Genomic DNA, 21227 nt, shown 5'->3' on the forward strand with positions numbered 1-21227 from the left:
GGGAGTTTTCCATCCCAGCAGCAAGCTAGCGGAGTATTCAACCGAAATAAAATTATTTTGATGTAAGAGATAGTTTTCTGTCAGTGAGTATTGATCAATTCTGAAAAACGGGTTATTCCTATATTTGTGGAAAGATGAAAAAGAGATTCTCATGCTGGTAGTTTTAATAACTCACCTCGACTACCTAGGATTTGGAGTACATATTAAATGCCTTAAGGGCACGACTAAAGAAGTGTGTTAAGAATCAATAATTTATAAAGAGGAGGAAATTTGCTTAATTTAACTGAAAAACAGGAAACCTTTAGCAAGCAAGTGCCCAAGAACCTGTTTGCCAATACTTTGTACTTTATACTAAACGTCTTAATTGGCTTATTCTTGGTACCATTTTTTATTGATTCTCTCGGAGTAGCAAGTTACGCACTTGTTCCTTTAGCTACATCCCTAACAGGTTATGTGAACCTCGTTGTGCAATCTCTCAATACATCCGTATCCAGATACTTGACTATAGATTTACAAAGGAAGGAGTTCAAAGAAGCCAATATAACATTCAATACTTCTCTTTTTGGAATTCTTGGAATTATATTGCTAGTACTTCCTTTTGTAATCTTAATTTCATATTATGTGCCTTTGTTCTTTGATATCCCTACAAACCAAGAAAATACCGCAAGAATCCTTTTTCTTGGAGTAACAATCTCTTTTTTATTGCGGGCATGGGGTAGTAATTTTGGAGTTTCTCTCTTTGCATATAATCGGCTTGACCTCCAGAACTTGGTAAACGCTGTAAATATTCTTGTTCAGGTAGGCTTGATAATACTGTTATTCAAGTTGTATTCTCCAAGCCTTGTTTACATTGGATTAGCTTACTTAATTGGAGCTATAGCAGCTCTCATATTAACTATAATTTTTTCACGGAAGATAAATCCCCATTTAAAGGTAAATATAAAAGAATTCCGTAGATCAAAGGTCAATGAGATTATAGGGATGAGTGGCTGGGTAATTATTAACCAGATAGGTACGTTATTATTTCTTCAGATAGACCTAATAGTGGTGAATAAATTATTTGGCACTGTTGCAGGTGGAGAATATTCTGTCGTGCTGACATGGAGCATGATGCTGCGAACTATTGCAGGAATGCTTGTGGGAGTTCTTACACCGGTAATTCTCACTTATTACGCAAAGGGAAGAATTGATGAACTGATAAATATATCTAAAAGTACTGTAAAATTTACAGGTCTTGCAATGGCATTACCTATAGGCTACATATGCGGTTTTGCTACACAACTTCTTTCACTATGGGTAGGCCAAGAATTTGCAAAACTCTCTCTATTAATGGTCTTAATGTTATCTCATCTTATAATTAATCTTCCAGTAATGCCTCTCTTTGCAATTAATATAGCATATAATAGAGTAAGAGTTCCAGGTATTGTCACGTTTTTTATGGGAATAGGAAATTTTTTGCTGGCAATAATGATTCCTTATCTTACCGGCTGGAATTATTATGGAGTTGCACTGGCAGGAGCAATTATGCTGACAATGAAAAATACATTTTTCATTCCCTGGTATGCCACTAGAGTTCTTGGAATTTCCAGAACTACGTTTGTAAACTCTATGATCCCAGGAGTTTTTGCTATGATTATAACTGCAGGAGTATCACGTCTAATCTCTAATTATTTTCAAATATCAGGTCTTATTTCATTGTTGATTTGTGGGATTGTTTTGACTGCAGTTTATCTATCAATAATATGGGAGTTTGGGCTCAAAAAGTTAGAAAAACAGACAGCAAGATCATTTATACCAGTAAAGATAAGGAGTAGGGCGAGCCTTGAAGCCGAATGTGATCGATAAGATAGTAAAAAATGACCTATGCATAGGCTGTGGAGTTTGTGCAGGAGTCTGCCCCCAGAGAATCCTGAAAATCCAAGATAACAAGTATGGAGAATATGTTCCATATGAAACTCAAGTATGCAGCTCACATTGCGGCTTATGCCTAGAAGTTTGTCCATTTAATAGTGACGAAAATGAAACACACATGGGAGCAAAAATTTACGGAAGCATAGAAGGAATGAAATATCTATCTAAAACAGGCTATTATCTTGGTTCCTATGCAGGATATTCAAATGATTTTAGGCAAAGTAGCGCATCAGGTGGTATGACAACTTGGCTTCTTACAGAGTTATTGAAAGAAGATATTATAGACTATGTAATCTGCCCGATCTCTCAAAAAGACTCCGAGAAACTATTCAGCTTTGAAGTTTTGAGTGAGGAGAACTCTGTAAAGGCTGCTTCCGGATCTGTATATTATCCCGTTGAAATGTCTGAGGTAATTAGGAGAATCCAGGAAATTCCAGGTCGTTATGTTATTACTGGTTTACCCTGCTTTATAAAGGCTTTAAGGCTCGCTGCCCGGAAAAACAGAAAGTTAAGAGAGAGAATTGTCTTTACAGTAGGCCTTGTCTGTGGTCAGATGAAGAGTAAAAACTATACAAAATATATCGCAGCACTGGCAGGTAATAATGAATTAAATAAAATCCAGAATGTGTATTACAGAGGGAAAAGTCCTGATAAGCCTGCAACTAATTATTATTATCAATTCATCGATGAACATGGATCACAGAACAAAATTTTCTGGAATGAAGGTGTTTCTGAAACCTGGGTTAACAGGTGGTTTACTCCAAATTCATGTAATTATTGCGATGATGTGTTTGCAGAACTTGCAGATGTCACATTTATGGACGCTTGGATTCCCGAGTACTCAAAAAATAGCCAAGGTACAAATCTAGTACTTGTGAGATCACCTAAAGTTCTGGATATTATTCAGAAAGGAATAGAAAAAGCGGAAATTAATATCAGTAAAATTTCAGTTGAAAAAGTGATAAAGAGCCAAGCTGGAGTCATTGAATTTAAAAGAAAACAGCTTTCTTATCGTTTGTACCTAACCAAGCAAAAAAGGTTAAAAGCTCCTGAAAAAAGAGTGAATGCTAGTAAAGACATAAGAATTCTGAAAAAAAGAGAAATTAAGCTCAAAGAAAAAATGCAGGAAGAAAGCAAACAGTTATTTTTGCGATGTTATCAGAATAATACTCTGGATATAAAAACTTTCAGAGCCGGAATGCACCCATACGTCAAACAGATGAGGCAGCTTAGATTACTTGGAAAATTTGCGCTCCCAATCCAAATAATTAAAAAAATAAATAAATTAGGAGAAAGAAAAAATAAGTGAGAAATCGCCTTTGGTCCTATGGCAGGTACTCCCTGTTTAAGGTTAACTTTTCTCACCTTTCAGAGATCGCGCTTACATTCAAACCTTGTGAATATAAATCTTGTATCAATGATTATTCATCCATTTTTAGCATTATTCCCAATTCTCGAACATTTCTCAAGAATTGGGAATTGGAGAATTCTTAACCGCCGTTAAAGAGCATCAAAAATGGAGAATTATTCATCTTTGTTGAGAAGAATACAATAACTCTTTAACGTACAATCCATTTAACAATACAGTTTGTTTTAAAATTGGAATTTTCAATTTTAAATCATTGCTGATTTTTTCTCTATTTTTCCAAGCATGATTTATTGTTGAGATCAAATTTTCATAAGTTAAATCATTGATATCTATAACATAGTTTCCTTGTCCTAACATATCTCCTATAACGCCATACATCTTGTGACTATATGCTATACCCACGGTTGGAACTAACATCGAAGTGGAAGCAATTGTAGAATGCATCCTTGCACCTATAAATAAGTCGCATAAGCCTATAATCCCTTTTAGTTCTTGAGGAGTATATTCATTATTAATAGCATATATTTTAGATTTGTTTGTAGATTCATACATAATTTTATTAATGATGACTCGATCATCAACGTTTTTTGTATATACATGAGGTATTAAAAGGATAGTTGAACTCAAATCATTAATTAAAGTGTCAATGACCTTCGAAAATATAGTTATGATATCTATCTCAGCTGTTTGAGAATTCCTATTTCTATAGTTGCTGATCAAACCACTAACATTTATTCCGATAAGTGGTCTTTGGATATAGCCAATTCCTTCTTCAGATAATATTTCACAAACGCGGGATTGTGGAGAGGGGCTTAAAAGAAAAGCAGAGTCTGCAGTAAGATATATTTTCGGATTCGTAATCCCACAGTCATCTAAGTATTTTTTTGAGATTTTTTCTCTAACAATAATTAGATCTACTTTATTAAATATTTTCTTTGCCAGATAATTGAATAAACAATTCTTAAAATATCCTAGGCTTTCTCCATAAAGGACAACAGGCTTATTCAACAATATAGCATAATAAATGTTTAAAAGACTGCTTAATCCAAATTTTTCTCCACTGAGGTGATCTCCTCCACTATTTAGAACCAGATCTGAAATATAATACTCATATAAGTGAGATTTTTTAGATACTGGAATCTTTACTCCAAATCTATTAAATATATTTATCAAAAAACATATGAATAAATATTTCCAAGGACCCAAATTTTTAAAAGGTTTAATAGCTAACTGTTTTTTTATTGGAATTTTATTTTGATTTGTTTCCGTTCCCATAAAAGTGAATTGTACGTCTGGGACATATTTTTCAATTGTTTCCATAGTTGAAGATATCAGGGCATAAGCACCTTTATTAGAAAATCCAACATTTAGTACAAGTATTTTTTTCACTATTATACCACCAACTTACATTACGATCAAATTGGAGAAGACATTTCATAAACAAATACATAGACATAGCTACAAGAAACTGAAACAGAAATTATCTTGCAAGATATGCTTTTGCTTCACCCATATTAAATAAACAATGGAAATTGTCATCAAGATTTTTTTCAAAATTATTTCCAAGAACTATTTTTGGAGAATTATAAAATATATCAATGGGTCTTTCTAAACTAGTTCTTCTCCAAATAATTAATTTTCCATGTATATGATCAAAGTCTATTTTTTGATCAAGAGTTAAAGGATACTGTCCAACATTATAATTTTGCAAATACAAATTAAACGGTTTCTTACGTGTTTGTTCATCCGTGAGAATTGACCCATTGAATAGAGAGGTTGCTCTTTCAAACAATTTCAATTCAGATTCAGTAAAAATCATTTTTTGATTTAAATTTTCACAATAAATTGGAGAATCTGTGTTTGATGCAAAGTTAGTCATCATAAAAAAAGACGTTATGGATAAGATACAAAGTAATAAATAGAATTTGCATTTAGACGATTTTATTATACTTAGAGAATTAATAATTCCAATGGATATAAATACTGAAAAACTCACATAAATGAATGCTGGCCATCGATATGGGATAATATCCCTTATACCCATCAGAGGGAATACAAAAAACACAAAAAATAAAACAATAAGCATGAAGATTAAAGAAAAATTAGCCGTAGATGATTTTTTCTTTGAAAGATAATATAAACTTCCAATAACTCCAAAAAAGATGTAAGTTAAAAACCCAAATATATTGAATATGCCTTTGATAGAATCTTCATTTGCAATTGCATCCCTACCTAAGAACTTAGCTTCCTGTGAAAGAGAATTTACTAAACCTTTAGTAACCATATCGAAAAAAGGATAACCGGGCTCCATCCAATGGATTAATATTATAGTCGTAAATACGATACAGACTGTAATACTAACTAGAGATTCGTTTGAGCTCCCTTTTTTATAGATAATGTGGTATAAAATTGAACCAATATATAAAGAAATGATCGACAATACTGAGATAAAAGATGATATTGTATGCGTCCAGACAAGTAGAAATAAAAATAATAGTAAAATAAATTTAATACGCATATCTTTTTTTGTATCTTTAATTATAAGATAAAGCAATATTGAATAAATTGCAATTCCAAACGTCATTGGTATGACTTCAATACTCCATTGAATGTGGAAATCTGCAAAATTAATTAATAGCAAGGAAAAAAGAGCTATTTCCTGATCTTTTGTAATTGTTATTGCAAAAAGATACACGAATATTGTACTTAATACGGATACTATTCCTAGAAAGAACATTGATTCTTTAATACTTAGATTACTTATTAAGTTTATAACTACTGAGAGTATATGTGCAAGAGGGTAACTACAATAATATGTCCTCATATGTGATGGAACTGTCAAATGCTGATATTGCAAAAAATATTTAATATACTCATAATGCTCCCAAGGATCTGAACCAATAGGGAAAGGAGAAATAAAATAAGCACTAGCTCTTAAAAATATAGATGTAATCATTATTTTTGCGATGATAAAAGAAATATGATAATTACTTTTGGATTTTGATGCTAAAATTTCTAGTCCTAAAAAAGTTACACCGGCGGATACTAATACAAAAAAAATACCTGGTCGTGAATAGGTGGGAGCTATATAATAAATAATTAGAGCTAATAGCATCGAGATATAATAAAGAATATTGATAATTTTTAGAGAGCTATTTCTTAAACCTAAGTTAAAATCTTCGATATCTGTTAAAAATATATCACGTGACCAGAAATATAGCAAACAAGCTACGCATAATAAGGGACCTAGTGTTAAAAGATACTTATTACTGTAAACCAAGTTCAAGGATGTAATAAATAGCCCTAGGATAAATCCTATTATTGAAAATATATTATCTATTGTGAATAGATTTATTTTTTTAACTTTTGCCTCGGCAAATGCAAGAATACACAATATGGAGAGAAGTCCATAGATAAAACTAGTTTGCGCCATCGAATTCACTCTGTTAATTACTTTTAATAAATTTTTCCATGCTTCTAAAAAGACTGGCTGTACTAATTTCATTTACAGGTATGGAGAATGGATATGAAGCACATATCTCGGATAGGCCGCCATGATTGAATGCTAAAATAGTTTTATCGAATGATATAGCTTCTTGAGCAGTAACAGAATGTCCTTCTGGAACTATACTTGGTATTACAATAACATCTGCAATTGAATAAAGCATCGATAACTGGTCCTTTTCCAACCAGCCTAGATAAATGATTTTCTCATTTTTAAGCGATTCTTTCTCAACCGCTGTTTTTAAGATTCCATCTCCTGCTATAATTAAGCGCAAATTATTGTATTGCTGACATAGATTGTTAAATGCCTCTAATAATAAACATATACCTTTTTCAGGAGTGATTCTTCCAACGTAAGCAAAAGTGATGTAATTTTTATCATACAAACTTTTGAATAAATCATCTAATTCAATATTTTTTTCCAGTGAACTGAATCCACTAATAATCTTAATATTATCAGAATTTATACCCCAACTGGAATACAACTCTTTGAAAAATAAATTATCTACAATAACTACATAAGATGAATTCCACAGCTTTTTTTTTATTATATAGATAAATGAACAGAAAGCCCCAAAAAACATTCTGCACCAGCTATTAAAACGCAAATGATAAAATGTTTCAACACATTCACCACAACCATAAATTCTGTCTCTGATGGTACATGCATGATTTTTTGGATATGCAGGGCAAATCCAATCCCATCTGATAATCATAGGTATTCGAAGTAATTTTGCACAGAGTATCGGACTTAGCGACAATTGCAGTGTTTCCCCTATGAAGACTATATTAGGTTTTTCTTTTTTCAAAAAAGCGTATATCTTGTAAAAAATGACCGGATTAATAGTTTCATTTACTATGAATCTTATTACCTTAACTAATTTGGATTCATGACTGGAATATGGAACAAATTCTCCTAATGGATATATTTTTACATTACTATAGTTACAATTAGGAATTTCACTGCCAAGTGTCTTAGTTAAAATGCTAATATTATATTGATTCTCTATTTGATTAATTAAACCTTCCAGTTCTCTTTGAATTCCCCCTCTAGCATTTTTACAAAAATGGGATGTAATTATACAAATTTTGTTATTATCACTACCAATTTTTGGATTTGAATTCAATAAATCTATGTAATTAATATAGAAACCTCCAGAAATGTTTCACCTGTTATATTATATTTTTTTGGCAATATACCTCTTGATAAATCTTTATGGTTTCTCTTGAACACTTATTCCAACTAAAATCAGCTACTCTTTTAAGACCCTTTTTAACCAAATCATCTCTTAGATGACTGTTTGTCAATATATCACATATTTTAAGTTTTAGTTCTAAATAATTATAGGGATCAAACATTAATCCGGCATCTCCGACAACTTCTGGAAGTGAAGACGAATTTGAAGTAATAACTGGACAACCACATGCCATTGCTTCTAAAGGTGGAAATCCGAAACCTTCATACAGTGAAGGGTAAACAAATAAATCTGCAGCATTGTATAACCCAGGAAGATCTTCATAAGGAACATAGTCTGTAAAAATAATCTCATCTCGAAGATGCAATTCATCTATCATATTAAAAATATCTTTATATTTCCAGCCTTTCTTTCCAGCAATTACTAGTTTGTGAATAGAATTTTTGTTCTTTATTTCACAAAATGCTTTGATTAAAGTGGGGATGTTTTTCCTTGGTTCCAAGGTTCCAACGTACAAAATAAAAGGATAGTTTAACGAGTATTTTTCCCTAATTCGATCTACAGTATTTACATCTAATACACGAAATTTTTCATCAATTCCCAAATGAACCACGCTAATTTTTTCATCCGGAACATTGAAATAATTTATTAAATCTCTTTTTGTATTATATGAGTCAGAAATAATTTTATCAGCAGTTTTCAACGTTCTTCTAAACAGAAGCCTATATCTAAATAATGTTAATGAAGAAAATGATCCTGGAAACAAAAATGGCGTTATGTCATGAACAGTTATTATTTTTTTTGGTTTTATCTTCAAAAAGGGTGTTGCGTTTTCAGGACTATGGATTATATCTATACCAAAATTAGTTTTCTTTAGTTTAGATTGAAGATATAAATGCCAAATATAAAAGGATTTTTCTATGATGTTTTTCAGAGGATTGGGAACAATGATTTTATTTAAATTTGGGAATAAATCATTCAATTCATAATTAATTAAGAAAATTTCATTTTGGATAGGATCGATGCTATCCAACTCTTTTATTAAATTATATGTGTAATTACCAATTCCCGTTCTAGGTCTGTTTAATCTATCTGCGAGAATACCCACTTTCATTTCTAAGGCACTCCGTTTGAATATATTCTAGTATTTCAATAGCTTCCATTCAATGCATGTCTATACTGCTCAACTGTGGCCTCAGAAATTCGATCCCAAGAATATTCTTCAGATAAATCTCGTGAGTCTCGTGAAAGTTTATCAATAAGTGAGTCATCAGCAAGGACTGCAATTATTTTTGCTGCTAGTAAGTTTGAATTATTTGGTTCTACAGCAAAATTTTTGTCTTTTACAAAATCAGAAAGACCTCCAACGTTGCTTACAATCAGTGGTTTGCCAAAGGATAATGTAACTGATCCGACAGCACTTTGAGATGTAAAGTCTTTGTATGGCAATACAACTACATCTGAAGCATGATAAAAATATTTAACATCATCTGAAGGAATAAATTGAAGAAACAGTTTAATATTCTCATTTAAATTATACTTCTGAATTATTTCCTCATATTTTTCCCATTTTTCCCACGGTGTTCCAGCTATTAACAACAGGACATCATTCATTTCGTTTGTTACTGTAGCAAATGCTTCCAACAGGATATCTAGACCTTTATATTCTCTGATGTGTCCAAAGAACAATATTATCTTCTTCTCTAAGGGCAGTTTTAATTTTTCTCTCGCTTCTTTCTGTGAAACTATTTGAGTATTATAAGAAATAGAACTACCAATTGGCACTAGAGAAGTTTTTTCCTTGGGAACATAATAAGTTTCAGATAACTGTTTCACATTTTTTAATGAGTGTACTATAAAATGATCACCAAAAAACAATATGCTTCTATTTAAGAATTGATTAAATCCATTCTTTTCATGAGGAGTCACGTTGTGAACTGTTATTATAATTTTTTTTCTCCTTATCTTGCAGATAGATAAGATTACGAAGTATATAGGGGCCAAAACATGACTCCACCATTGAACATGAACTACTTTATTTTTAATGCTTAAACCTGCCCAGATCCATGTCAAAGGATTGTAGTATACCAAGAAATTTCTTATTGACACATTGTTTATTTTTGAAAAATCGGGCATAATACCCTCTTCTTTTGATTTCCCTCCAGGATACAGGAAATCAGGATACATTTTTTCAAAACCAATAAATTCTACGTAAATGTATTTTGAAAGCGCCATCATTAATTCATAGCAGTATGGACTAATTCCTTTTATAGGAGGTAATGATCCGATAAGAGTAACCGAATTTTGAGGAAGAGTAGTATCTACCATTGAATTCATCCTTAATTTTCAGGTTTATTAAAACTGTATAGAAAGAATTTTTAATTAGATAATTAGTTGTCATACTCCATCTTCTTCAACCTATACAGAATCTCATCCTGTACCTTCCGCTGAGTTTTTAGAATATCAGCTATAAGTCCAAGAGTCATTGTAGAGACTCCAATTAGTATTAACAATAATGTTAACACAGCTGAAGGCAACGTCCCAGCTACAGCTCCAGTATTAAAGTATGTGATTAGTACCTTACTTCCAAAAACAAAACCTACTAAAATAAACAAGGAACCGACCCCAAAAAACGTATCAAGAGGATGGAAATCACGGTAACCCCTTGCGATTGTAACCCCTGCCTTCTTGGCGTATCTCCAGATACTTGAAATTAGACGAGAGGGGCCCGCATGCCTTCTTCTGAACTCGATTGGGACTTCTTCGATCACAAGACCATAATAGGCAGCCTGGATAAGGGTTTCCTGAACATACGTGTAATCGGCCATAACATTCAGGCGCATGGCGCAATCCCTTGTGAAAGCCCTGAAACCAGACTGAGCGTCAGAAATAGAATAGCCTGAAACCTGTCTTGTGACAAAGGTTGCAATTCTGTTTCCTATTTTTTTCTGGAGGGGCATGTACTCGATATTGCCTTTTGTACGGGAACCCAGGACAAAGTCAGCTCTGCCAGCGAGGATAGGCTCTATGAGTTTGGTGATTTCTTTTCCGTTGTACTGGCCGTCTCCATCGGTATTTACGATTATGTCGGCACCCATTTCAAGGGCAGTCTGGAGGCCTTCTCTGAAGGCAGGTGCAAGTCCTTTATTTTTCTTGAAGCTGAGAATTTTATCTGCGCCTGCGTTTTTAGCTTCTTGAACCGTATTGTCAGTACAGCCGTCATCGATGACAAGGATCTCAACTTCGTCACAACAATCACGGGGAATTTCTTTTATAACAGAGGCAATTGTTTTCTTTTCATTATAGCAAGGAATCATTACAACTAGTTTCATAAAATCACCGGGTCAAAAAAAAGGTTGGGGGAATAGTGCTTTGAATGCGTTAATAGAGCATTTTTTATAGAGTCAAAACAAACTCTATCAACAAATCCTATTACTGCAATAAAAAAAGTGCCAATTTGAAAACACAGGAACACGTGCGACTTTCTTTGGGACTTATTGTTGCCACATGGTTTACAGCAAACTTGTAAGAATTCTAAGAATAAGTCTCGATGGATGTATGGTAATTTTATATTGTTCTCAATAAATCCGTATGGATACTGAAGCTGCAAAATGAACTCTTTTATGCTGTCACTTATGAAGTCTACAGCGTTTTTGCATATCAGGGGGATTGATCTGACAATCTTTGCAGTGCGTGAGCTGCCAACATAAAACTTCCCATAACAAGAGGGAAGGTCCACGGTTATATTTTGAGGGGTCGTTCCTTTTACATCGGGAATTTCCTCTTTTATTGTTAATATTTGGGCATTTTTGTCAATTATTTGGCTATTGTTGCCCAGCATCAGTTCATTATTCATTCAAATAACCCCAGAACGGTACTAAAGATTTAACGAAATTAAAGGGATATGACCGCATATAAAGTAAACGGTGAATATATAAATCAAGTGATAACCATTCAGGCACGGACGAAATAAAAAACAATAATTTAATTCACCTGAAGCTCAGGTCCGCATTCCTTAATGGTTATCAGGACTTTGTTGTTTAAACGTATTTATTGGATTAACGTTGTCTTGACTTAAATTTCCATGATTGAAATTAAATATCAGGCGGGCTCGACCTGCCTGACCTCTTCCGCCATTGAGTGGGCGACTATTCCCCTGAAAGTCATATATGCGCCCACAAGAGCGAGATAGACCATCACGAAAGTGGGCCCGAAGTTGAGGCTTGCGCTGCCCAGGAAGAAGTCTACCATGAATTTGAAGCCCATGTAGAAGCCGCAGGTCGCAAAGGCAAAGCCGGGCACCGAGTACATGTACAGGGCCCTGTTGGCTTCCATATCTGAGACTATGGTTTTCAGGACACCGAAGATGTACTTTGCAGGGTTTCTAACTGAAACTCTCGGGTTGTTCTGTACACCTATTTCGACTTCGGTAATGCGGATGCCTGACCTGCCTGCGTCGGCGAGCATTTCGTTTTCTATGGCTGTTTTTTTGCCGCTGAAGCGGAAGATGCTTTTTGTAGAGGCTGCGTAGGCACGGAAGCCGCTCTGTGTGTCTGTTATTTTGAGGTTGGAGTTCATCTTTGTAGAGATGTCCTGCATGGTCTGGCCTGTGCGGCGGTAAATAGATGAGTTTTTGCTAAGATAATTCAGATAGCGGCTGCCGTTTACCATATCGGCGTTGCCTTTAATGATTGGGGCAACGAGCTTCGGGATATCGGCAGGGTTGTGCTGGCCGTCAGAGTCCATTGTTACTATTATATCTGCGCCAAGGTCTGCTGCGGCTGCAAAGCCGGTTTTGAGGGATTCGGCTTTTCCTTTGCTGGCTTCGTGGACAATTACATGGGCTCCGGCTTTTCTTGCGACTTCAGCTGTCCTGTCAGTGCTGCAGTCATCGATAACGATTACGTTGTCGGCATAAAGTTTTGCAAGGAGAACCAGGCTTCCGATCGAAGTCTCTCCATCGCAGGCCGGAAGAATGACAGTTATATTTTGAGAGGGCGTCCCCCTGATACGCTGATTCTCTTTATGAGCAGGGTACTGAGTACTGCTCACAAGAAGTTCGTTGCTCATTTGTATGACCCCTTTGAAATTTATATTATAAAGTAGAAATAAATATATAGACTCAAACTTTATTTGATGCCGGTTATTGTATCGTATTTGACAATTGTTTGCATTGATTACATGGCAATTTGAGTCCGGAATATATTTTAAATTTTTAGATTGACATCTGGGGCGCGAATATATAAATTTATTGACAGCCTCACTGAGATATAATAATAAATGAGTAATAATAGCATCAAGAGAGCTATTGATTTCACGAATATAATGTTATACGATTGAGATACTTACCTTCAAAATGCACAATGAAAATGAAAGCCAAAAAAATAATTACTTAAAAATAAAAAACTGAGTTCAAAAAAACAACATCATAAGAACACGGAATTTCTGTACTCTGACGCCGCGGGTCTTCCTTCACTCTTAAGAATCCTCTCCGGAAGTTTGAAGCTTTATAGCTTAATTTTACCTGTTTACCACTTGCCGCATTTTCTGCCCGGAAAATTTACGGAAGGATGAAAAACGAAATTAAAAACTGATTAAATAAGCCATTAATGTTTAGCTGGATATTTCGAAGTAGATTCGAAGTAGACGCATTGAATTTAAATCTAAATTCAATGGATTTTTCAATGGATTTGAATCAAAAAATATACATAGAAATAAAATAATAACCTGACTTTGACAGTTAGATAAAAATAAGTGCTCTCTATTTTGTGTAATTCGGTCAAATGAACATCACAAAACAGAGAGCGTTTCCTACAATTCCTAACAAGAATATAAGTGTTCCTATCGGATCAATTCTTGCTGTCCAACTCTTTTATGAAAAGCTTAATTTCTTTGATATTTTTAGCAAACATAAAAGCAGGGGTCTTGATCTCAATAGTTTACTAATTGGATTGTTAAGCTACAAATTAACTGAGAATTTTAGTATCAAAGAAGCTGGTAAATGGTTAAATCAGGGAGAAATTCTTGATATCTTAAATCTTGAAAGGTTTCATGAAAGAGTTCTTTACAGAACTCTTGAACTTTTAGGACGTAATAGAGAGGAAATCCTCTCTGACATTCTTGATTCTCTGTTTTCTGTCTACGATTTTGAAGAGACAAATATAAACCTTGATTGGACGAGTATAGTTCTTTACGGGACTAAATCCAACCTTGGTAAATACGGGTATAGTAGAGATCACAGGCCTGATAAGCTGCAGATAACCGTTGGAATCAGTGAATTAACTAATCCCATTAACATTCCTATTGGTGTTACCGTGAATCGAGGAAACGTTCTTGACCTGGAGCACTTCTCTGACACTTATAACCAGGTAAAAAGCAGACTTAAAAAGGGTTCTCTTATTATTTTTGATAAAGGAGCTAACACCACTGATAATCTCAAGAGTATACAGGATGCTGAGATGGACTATCTCACTGCCATGAAACTGAATACAAGTGACGATAAAATAATCGAGAACTTTGATCTGGAAAAAGCAGAACTGATAGATTCCCAAAAAGGTATATATGGGATAAAAATCGTCAAGCCTAGCAGCAGTAAGTATTTCTATTTCTCTGAATCTTTACAGAAAAGACAGTTAGAAGCAAAAGCAAGAGCTGTTCTGAAGAAATTAAAGGAAGCAAAAGAGATTCAGAAGGCTTTAGTAAACAACAAAAAGCTTCCTAAGAAATTCAGAATAAATAATGAGTTGATTGAGATTGATTACTGTTTTAGAACTAAGCTCGAAGAGCTTAGTGATGAGGAAGCTATAGAACTCCTGAAAGCTTCATTGATTAACGGAAGAGAAGGATTTTTTTGTCTGAAATCGAACAGGGATTTGACACTTCAAGATGCATTGATAACATACAGAAAAAAGGATTCTATTGAGAAAATATTCCATTCGTTGAAAAATGAAATCCAGATTAAGCCGTTGAGAGTCTGGTCAGACGATAGCATTTATGGAGCTATTATCCTTGGATTTATAGCCCAATTATTCATATCGCTGATGCGATATGAATTTGAGGAGATAAAACATACGTCTACAAAATTCATTAAAAAAAGCTTGAAGAATTTGACACTTACAATCAAGTTCAAGATAAATGGAGTTAAAAACTATATTTTTGCGAATTTTGATAGGATCAATAGCTTATTAGTAACAAAAAGGAATGGAATTATATAGAATATGTAATAAATTTTAATAAATTTTAAAGAATCGTCAAATCCAGTTGGGACAAAAAAGAAAGGAAAAAAAGTATCAATTAGTGGAAACTGTCAAACTGAGGTAATAAAATGCCAACTACAGGAAAAAATAGTTGAGGAACGGGTGCAGGAAGTTGTGGAAAGCATGGGAAAACCGAAAAATCCATGATAACAAAAAATTTCTGGAACCAAAAATCTTCTGAAACTAAAACTTCTAAAATTAAAAATTCCCGATAATAAAAATTCCTGATAATAAAAATCCCCGATAATGAAAGAACTCTCAGATAATAGGATATGTAAAATAAAAGAGAGCGAAAGAATAAAATGTATAAGGAAGAGATACTTACTCTCCGAACGAAACTGGAAAAATATAATAATTTTTTTAAATAATACGCCGGATGACCTGAATGACCGGAAAAAAGATTCCTTCAGACCTGTTGACCGTTATCGGGCTTGTGCTCCTTATCGATCTCTTCGTGCTCACGCCCGGATTAAGTGAAACTGTATTTCGCAATATCCTTGGCCTGCCCTTTGTACTTTTCCTGCCGGGATATGCCCTGATTGCCGCACTCTTTCCCGCAAAGGCAGACCTTGACGGCATTGAAAGGACAGCTCTTTCCTTCGGGCTCAGCATTGCTGTTGTGCCCCTGATCGGCCTTGGGCTTAACTACACCCCCTGGGGGATAAGGCCTCTTCCAATCCTTATAAGCCTGTCAGTGTTCACACTCGCAATGTGCGGGCTTGCATACCTGAGGAGGGCAAAGCTTCCCGAAGCCGATGCTTTTGAAGTGCCTTTCAGGCAGATGGCACTCGGACTCAAATCTGAGATCCTGGAAAAGCCCGAACCCGGACTCGACAGGGCTCTTACGATTGTCCTGGTCATTTCCATCCTCCTCTCTGTTACAACCCTTATTTATGTGGTAATTACCCCAAAAGAAGGAGAACATTTCACAGAGTTCTATATCCTGGGGCCTGAAGGGATGGCTGACAACTATCCGACAAATTATACACTCGGAGAGAACGGAGAAGTAATTGTCGGAGTCGTAAACCACGAGTACAGGTATGTAAATTACACTCTGGATGTAAGGCTTGAAAATAAGTCTCTCCCTCTGCCCGAAGATATGCAGCAGGTTACGCTCGCCCACAACGAGACATGGGAAAAGCCTCTGACTCTCACTCCCCCGGTCGAGGGAAAGGATATGAAGCTTGAATTTCTGCTCTTCAACGATACCGATAAAGAAACGCCCTACAGAGACCTCCACCTCTGGATTAACGTAAACTCAACAGAGAGCCAGGCAAACTCGACAGGGATTTGATCGGAGCTGCAAAAATCCGTAACTTGAAAAACGTGACACGGGAAACCGGGTTTTACCCCGGGCTCTCCCTTAAGCCTTGAACATCAGGTCAGGTTTTGTTTGCTCTTTCAGACAGAGTTTTGCCTACTCTTTCAGACAGGGTTTTGTTTGCTGTTTTCAGGAGTTTCCTGCTGGAGAAATTCAAATGTACCGGCTTTTTTTGTCTTTGATTTTCGTTTTGACTCAGGAAGCGCATCAGCAAGGAGTCATTGAAAGCCTGCATATCGAGCCTTTTGCAGGTTTGAAAAAGTCGAAATTATGGTTTAAAAAAACTTAAAACACCGGACTATCGACAAAACTTTATATAATATTTATTATAAAAGATCCTATAACAGGAAAGCTGCATAGCATCTCTATAGCTTTACCACGAAAAACCGGCAAAAAAGTTTTAATAAGATGCCCACAGAATAAACCTGAATCCGCTCTGATTGAAAGGGGAGTAATTTCCGTGCAAAAACTGGTTAAACCTCAAAAAAAGCAAAAAAAACTGAATTTTCTGATCATTGTTTCATTTCTGGCTCTGGCCTTGCTGGCAATTTCTGCAGCAGCCGCTTCAGACAGCAATCCGGATTTATCCCCTTCTCAGGAAACGGAGCCTTTCTTTGAGCAGATACATGCGGAAAGCTCAGGAGAAGCAGGAAATTCCGGAGTCGCATCAGTTCCAGAGGGTCCCGGTCTAATCTCTAAAATACAGGAGCATATTGACATTGCGTATGCGGTCGGGGGAATCGGGGCAGCAGCTCTAATTCTTTTCGGATATTTGCACATAACCTCTGGAAACCCTGACTTTGCAAAAAAGCCCCTGAAAGGCTTCAGCTGGCTCAAAATCCGGAAAACGGCAGAGGCTGAAGAAATTGATCAGGAAAAGCTCGAGATCAGAAAGCTAAGACTCCTTACAGCAGCTCCTATTCTTGGCATAACTGTTGCGGAACTCCTTATCTTTTCAGGCAGAATGGGGGCAGCCGTCTGGGTACATATAGGAGTTGTCATTGCTCTCTCCCTTTCCGATATATTCTTAAAAAATCAGGAGATACACAGACTTTACCAGGCATTCATGCTCCTCCCCGTACTCAGGCTGATTAACCTTTCAATGCCTATCTTTTTTGAAACCACCCTTTATACCTTTATCTTTGTTTACGGCCCCCTTGCAATTCCTGTGGTAGTCATTATACTTCACCAGCGGGACTCCCCTGAACAGATTGGAATAACAATGAAGCATTTTGTGCCTTATATGCTCATTTCAGTCCCTCTGGGTTTTTTGCTTGGGCTTGGCGAGTACCTTACCATTCGGTCAGGCTACCTGATCCCTGACCTGGGCTTCGAAAATCTGCTCAAACTCACCATTACTATGGTCTTTTTCGTAGGGCTTGTAGAAGAACTGATCTTCAGGTCGATCCTGCAGACCAGGCTGGAAAAGGCCCTCAGTGTATGGGAAGCCCTGTTAATTACGAGTCTCATGTTCGGGTTAATGCACTCAGGCTACGGAACTTTTCATGAAATTCTCTATACTGGCTTTGTAGGGCTTATCATGGGCCTGGCTTTTTACAAAACAAAAAGCCTGCCTTTTATTGCGGTTCTTCACGGCTTCGTCAATGTTTTCCTTTTCGGTATCCTGCCTCATCAGCTGGGTATCTTGCCTGGCCTCTGAATCCGGTTCCTTATAAAAATTCTTATAAAATTCTCCTGAAACGACTTCTCAGGAGTTTTTAATTCCATACTTTTTTCCTTCTTTCAGGTATTTTTTCGTTTCTCTTTCGTTTTATAGACCCTTTTTTCTTTATTTCATCTCTGAAAAGGTCCTAAAAAACTCATCAAAGAAAACGGAAAAATACCGTTTAAAAAATATCGTTTAGGAAAATATCGTTGAAAGTTAACCTGAAAGAAAAAAAATCCGGGTTATAAAAGGAGTGTAAGTAGCTTCAACAGCAAAAATCAATTAGAAAATAGTAAAAAAGGGGTTTTTCAAAACAGAATTAAGAATCTCAAATAATCGTAGCAACTTTGAAAATAACGATCCCCACAAAGCTCAAAAGCAAAGGAATAATTGGCAAATTAAAAGAATTGCTGAGCCGCAAATTCCAGTAACTGGATGCGGAAAGGACTTCCTTTAAAGAAAGGAGGGAGATAAGCCCTACAACCACAGCGGACCCATACTGAGGAAGCCCTGGGGTTGTAACCATGGAAATTACGCTTGAAGAGATAGCGCTGCTTGGAACTATACTTAGTAACATAAGGAAACCCCTGTAAACGTTAAAGCAAATACCCGGCTGCTAAAGAATAATCACTGATATAATAATAGTTTATTGACATAATATTAGATCACTGGCATATAATACAACATAATATAAAACACTTTTCACTAGTTCCTAAATTTTGGGAGCGGGTAGACACCTGCATCTTCCTGCCTGGCCAATTGAACACGGTTTTAAAATTAAAAAAAGGTAATACAGCAATCTGAATCATTAACCGTTTTATCGAGGCACACAATACACATCAGAAGAGACAGAGCATCTGGATAATAAGTAGAATTTACAGAAAAACTAACTTCTAACAAATTGAATTAATTAAATAACGGAGAGATAAAATAAACAGTAAAGCTTTATAAAAATCCTGAGAGGTCTGTAATAACTGCAAAAAATTAATATATTCAGTCAATTTTCACCTGACTTTTCCCATTTCTCAGTTCAGGATGGATCAAAATACTGACCGATGCCATGACAATTCCAGACGGACTGGATGATTACCTGCGACAAGAGTAGGAATCATTTAAAAAATAATAGTGCAGGGATGCACAAAACCTGTTTTCAGTGGCAAAAAAGGGGGACATTCCGGAAGTCCGGAATTTAAATTGCTTCTGAAACTTTGAAAGCTACAGTAGCAACAAAACTTAAGAGCAAAGGCAAGATTGTCAGGGTAAAGGAACTGTCCAGGGATCTGTTCCAGTGCTCGGATGCCGAAAGGACCTCCTTCAAAGAAAGGAGAGCTATCAGCCCGACAACTACCGCGGCACCGTACTGGGGTAGCCCGGGACTCGTAACCATAGAAATTGCACTTGAGGAAATCGCACTCGATGAAATAGCGCTAGACGAAATTATGCTTAATAGCATAAATATACCTCCCATAAATAATTGATTAGTTTCACCCAAGATTTCGTGAAATTATTCATATAAGAGGATTACATACTATAAAAAAGTTTTCTCAGACATTAAACGATTAATATATGATATTTGGCTGATTACTATTACAGGGCAGTAAGTAAAAATTCAATGAATGGAATGAGTCTTCGGGAGCTAACCAGTATCAATGTAGAGGTCCAGGATCTCAATAGAAGATATTCTGATTAATAATACTGGATAATCCTGCAAAAGAAATGCGAGAAAAGAATATAAACATCAAATATCATTACTAATTCATTTGCTAAAAAAATAATAGGAAGTGAAAAAAGAAGATGGCCAGTAATTTAAATTAAAAAAATCGATGAGTTTGGAGAATTCAGGATATGCCTCAAGAAAAAAGCAGAATATAAAATTTTATATTAAATTTGCAAAAAACATGGACTAGTATTTAAAAAATTTATATAATAATTATGGAAAAAATTCAAAGAATATAAATCGACAGCATCGTTGTAAATATTTGACTTTATCAAATATTTCAAAAAATTTAAATACGTACATAGTAAAAATAATCAGCATATCCTAGTTTGAAAGGAGTAGTTCCCGTGATAAAATCCACTCATCTCCATAAAAGGCGAAAAGAACATGCCCTTATTATTACTTCTCTTTCGATTCTGATTCTGGTTCTACTGACAATCCTCCCTGCTGCTGCAGCAGTCAACAGCTGGGAAATATCCCCTGAGAAACCCGTTCATGGAGATACCCTCCGAATTAAAGGAAGCGCGTCCCCGGATGAGGAGGTTGAAGTACAGGTAACTTTTGAGAAAGCCGTTGAGGCATTCGGAGGAGAATATGAGTACACACTCGAAAATGTGAAAATACCTGAAGGGTTCAATAACCGCTTTACAGTCGAGGCAAGTGAAGCCAGGAATCTCAATGTCAGGGTAAAGATGTTAATCTGGGTTACCAAGAGCTCGGAGGCTTCTGGGAACACTGCAACTGTAACGCAGTCAAGTGTTCCGCCCGGGACCTATCAGATAAAGATGGACGGAGATGCCAGAGGTGGAACTTCAACCGTGAACCTGAAAATTACAGCTGTCCAGAGAGTGAAAGCAGATTCGGATGGGGATTTCAGTTATTCCTATAATACAAAATCTGTTCCCCCGGGAGATTTTGAAGTAAGTGTTGGGGGCATCAAGAAAAAAGTAACCCTGCAGCAAGGAAAAACTTCGGTTGTAGTACCGGGTAATGAACCACAGAAAACAGAGCCTGCTAAGGAAGAGGCAACTTCCGAAACCCCGGAAAAAGAGGATACTGAAGCTGTCTTAAGTCCGGATCAGGGTCCTGAACAGGGAGAAGAAGTTCAGAAGCCTCAGCCTGTCGAAGAAGCAGGATTGTCTGTGGATAAGATCTACTTGCTGGGAGGCATGGTAGCAGCAGTTCTAATCCTTATTCTGTATTCAAGAAGAAACAAAGAGAAATAAGAATTTCAGCCAGGCAGAATGAAAGAAATCTGCTTTCCTGAAGGCTGATTAAACCATTCAT

At 35.8% G+C, this 21227-nt stretch carries 16 protein-coding genes; 7 read left to right on the forward strand and 9 right to left on the reverse strand.

Translation table 11 applies throughout. The annotated features are described in order from the left end of the window. Positions 1–270 precede the first annotated feature (270 nt). Together RSJ42_RS15305 and RSJ42_RS15310 are read left to right on the forward strand one after the other, a co-directional pair. Positions 271–1845 (forward strand): oligosaccharide flippase family protein, encoded by a 1575-nt coding sequence (locus RSJ42_RS15305; protein WP_410508123.1) that lies wholly within the window; start codon positions 271–273, stop codon positions 1843–1845. Beyond that, entirely contained in the window at positions 1823–3220 is a 1398-nt protein-coding gene (locus tag RSJ42_RS15310) for a Coenzyme F420 hydrogenase/dehydrogenase, beta subunit C-terminal domain (RefSeq protein ID WP_410508124.1), read from the forward strand. Before RSJ42_RS15305 ends, RSJ42_RS15310 begins: the two co-directional genes overlap by 23 nt. Before the next feature lie 219 nt (positions 3221–3439). Here the strand turns inward: RSJ42_RS15310 and RSJ42_RS15315 are convergent, their stop codons facing one another. The 8 genes from RSJ42_RS15315 to RSJ42_RS15350 all read right to left on the reverse strand — a co-directional run bounded on the left by RSJ42_RS15315 (position 3440) and on the right by RSJ42_RS15350 (position 13050). Continuing rightward, positions 3440–4669 (reverse strand): polysaccharide pyruvyl transferase family protein, encoded by a 1230-nt coding sequence (locus RSJ42_RS15315; protein ID WP_410508125.1) that lies wholly within the window; start codon positions 4667–4669, stop codon positions 3440–3442. Positions 4670–4760: 91 nt separating this feature from the next. Beyond that, a complete protein-coding gene (locus tag RSJ42_RS15320; RefSeq protein WP_410508126.1) occupies positions 4761–6713 on the reverse strand; it encodes a hypothetical protein in 1953 nt (650 codons plus the stop codon). Positions 6714–6726: 13 nt separating this feature from the next. After that, positions 6727–7911, reverse strand: coding sequence for a glycosyltransferase family 4 protein (locus tag RSJ42_RS15325; RefSeq protein ID WP_410508127.1), 1185 nt, complete (start codon positions 7909–7911; stop codon positions 6727–6729). Between the two features lie 46 nt (positions 7912–7957). Beyond that, positions 7958–9094, reverse strand: coding sequence for a glycosyltransferase family 4 protein (locus tag RSJ42_RS15330; RefSeq protein ID WP_410508128.1), 1137 nt, complete (start codon positions 9092–9094; stop codon positions 7958–7960). A 35-nt stretch (positions 9095–9129) separates the two neighbouring features. Then, positions 9130–10308, reverse strand: coding sequence for a glycosyltransferase family 4 protein (locus tag RSJ42_RS15335; RefSeq protein ID WP_410508129.1), 1179 nt, complete (start codon positions 10306–10308; stop codon positions 9130–9132). Between the two features lie 62 nt (positions 10309–10370). Continuing rightward, positions 10371–11312 carry a glycosyltransferase family 2 protein gene (locus RSJ42_RS15340; RefSeq protein WP_410508130.1) on the reverse strand — a complete coding sequence of 314 codons (942 nt, stop codon included), beginning with the start codon at positions 11310–11312 and terminating at the stop codon, positions 10371–10373. Beyond that, positions 11309–11836: a hypothetical protein gene (locus tag RSJ42_RS15345; protein ID WP_410508131.1), complete on the reverse strand. Its 528-nt coding sequence runs from the start codon at positions 11834–11836 to the stop codon at positions 11309–11311. The genes RSJ42_RS15340 and RSJ42_RS15345 overlap by 4 nt, the downstream gene beginning before the upstream one ends. A gap of 245 nt (positions 11837–12081) precedes the next feature. Beyond that, positions 12082–13050: a glycosyltransferase family 2 protein gene (locus RSJ42_RS15350; RefSeq protein ID WP_410508132.1), complete on the reverse strand. Its 969-nt coding sequence runs from the start codon at positions 13048–13050 to the stop codon at positions 12082–12084. Positions 13051–13763: 713 nt separating this feature from the next. On the opposite strand from RSJ42_RS15350, the gene RSJ42_RS15355 reads away from it, so the two are divergent. The 3 genes from RSJ42_RS15355 to RSJ42_RS15365 all read left to right on the forward strand — a co-directional run bounded on the left by RSJ42_RS15355 (position 13764) and on the right by RSJ42_RS15365 (position 18217). Continuing rightward, positions 13764–15194: a transposase gene (locus RSJ42_RS15355; RefSeq protein WP_410508133.1), complete on the forward strand. Its 1431-nt coding sequence runs from the start codon at positions 13764–13766 to the stop codon at positions 15192–15194. A 427-nt stretch (positions 15195–15621) separates the two neighbouring features. Then, a complete protein-coding gene (locus tag RSJ42_RS15360) occupies positions 15622–16530 on the forward strand; it encodes a DUF1616 domain-containing protein (RefSeq protein ID WP_410508134.1) in 909 nt (302 codons plus the stop codon). A 487-nt stretch (positions 16531–17017) separates the two neighbouring features. After that, the gene (locus RSJ42_RS15365) at positions 17018–18217 is read left to right on the forward strand and encodes a CPBP family intramembrane glutamic endopeptidase (RefSeq protein ID WP_410508135.1); all 1200 of its coding nucleotides are present in this window, start codon (positions 17018–17020) and stop codon (positions 18215–18217) included. Between the two features lie 334 nt (positions 18218–18551). Here the strand turns inward: RSJ42_RS15365 and RSJ42_RS15370 are convergent, their stop codons facing one another. Next, a complete protein-coding gene (locus RSJ42_RS15370) occupies positions 18552–18800 on the reverse strand; it encodes a hypothetical protein (RefSeq protein WP_410508136.1) in 249 nt (82 codons plus the stop codon). A gap of 631 nt (positions 18801–19431) precedes the next feature. On the opposite strand from RSJ42_RS15370, the gene RSJ42_RS15375 reads away from it, so the two are divergent. After that, positions 19432–19701 carry a hypothetical protein gene (locus RSJ42_RS15375; protein ID WP_410508137.1) on the forward strand — a complete coding sequence of 90 codons (270 nt, stop codon included), beginning with the start codon at positions 19432–19434 and terminating at the stop codon, positions 19699–19701. A gap of 586 nt (positions 19702–20287) precedes the next feature. After that, positions 20288–21166, forward strand: coding sequence for a hypothetical protein (locus tag RSJ42_RS15380; protein ID WP_410508138.1), 879 nt, complete (start codon positions 20288–20290; stop codon positions 21164–21166). Positions 21167–21227: the final 61 nt, after the last annotated feature.

Source organism: Methanosarcina hadiensis, from assembly GCF_046529725.1.
GTDB lineage: Archaea > Halobacteriota > Methanosarcinia > Methanosarcinales > Methanosarcinaceae > Methanosarcina > Methanosarcina hadiensis.

What these genes read in the sequence shown, in the direction of transcription:
- RSJ42_RS15340 (WP_410508130.1), bottom strand. Translation starts at nt 11,312, where the DNA reads ATGAAACTAGTTGTAATGATTCCTTGCTATAATGAAAAGAAAACAATT.
- RSJ42_RS15350 (WP_410508132.1), bottom strand. Translation starts at nt 13,050, where the DNA reads ATGAGCAACGAACTTCTTGTGAGCAGTACTCAGTACCCTGCTCATAAA.
- RSJ42_RS15370 (WP_410508136.1), bottom strand. Translation starts at nt 18,800, where the DNA reads ATGTTACTAAGTATAGTTCCAAGCAGCGCTATCTCTTCAAGCGTAATT.
- RSJ42_RS15355 (WP_410508133.1), top strand. Translation starts at nt 13,764, where the DNA reads ATGAACATCACAAAACAGAGAGCGTTTCCTACAATTCCTAACAAGAAT.
- RSJ42_RS15360 (WP_410508134.1), top strand. Translation starts at nt 15,622, where the DNA reads ATGACCGGAAAAAAGATTCCTTCAGACCTGTTGACCGTTATCGGGCTT.
- RSJ42_RS15320 (WP_410508126.1), bottom strand. Translation starts at nt 6,713, where the DNA reads ATGGCGCAAACTAGTTTTATCTATGGACTTCTCTCCATATTGTGTATT.
- RSJ42_RS15330 (WP_410508128.1), bottom strand. Translation starts at nt 9,094, where the DNA reads ATGAAAGTGGGTATTCTCGCAGATAGATTAAACAGACCTAGAACGGGA.
- RSJ42_RS15345 (WP_410508131.1), bottom strand. Translation starts at nt 11,836, where the DNA reads ATGAATAATGAACTGATGCTGGGCAACAATAGCCAAATAATTGACAAA.
- RSJ42_RS15335 (WP_410508129.1), bottom strand. Translation starts at nt 10,308, where the DNA reads ATGGTAGATACTACTCTTCCTCAAAATTCGGTTACTCTTATCGGATCA.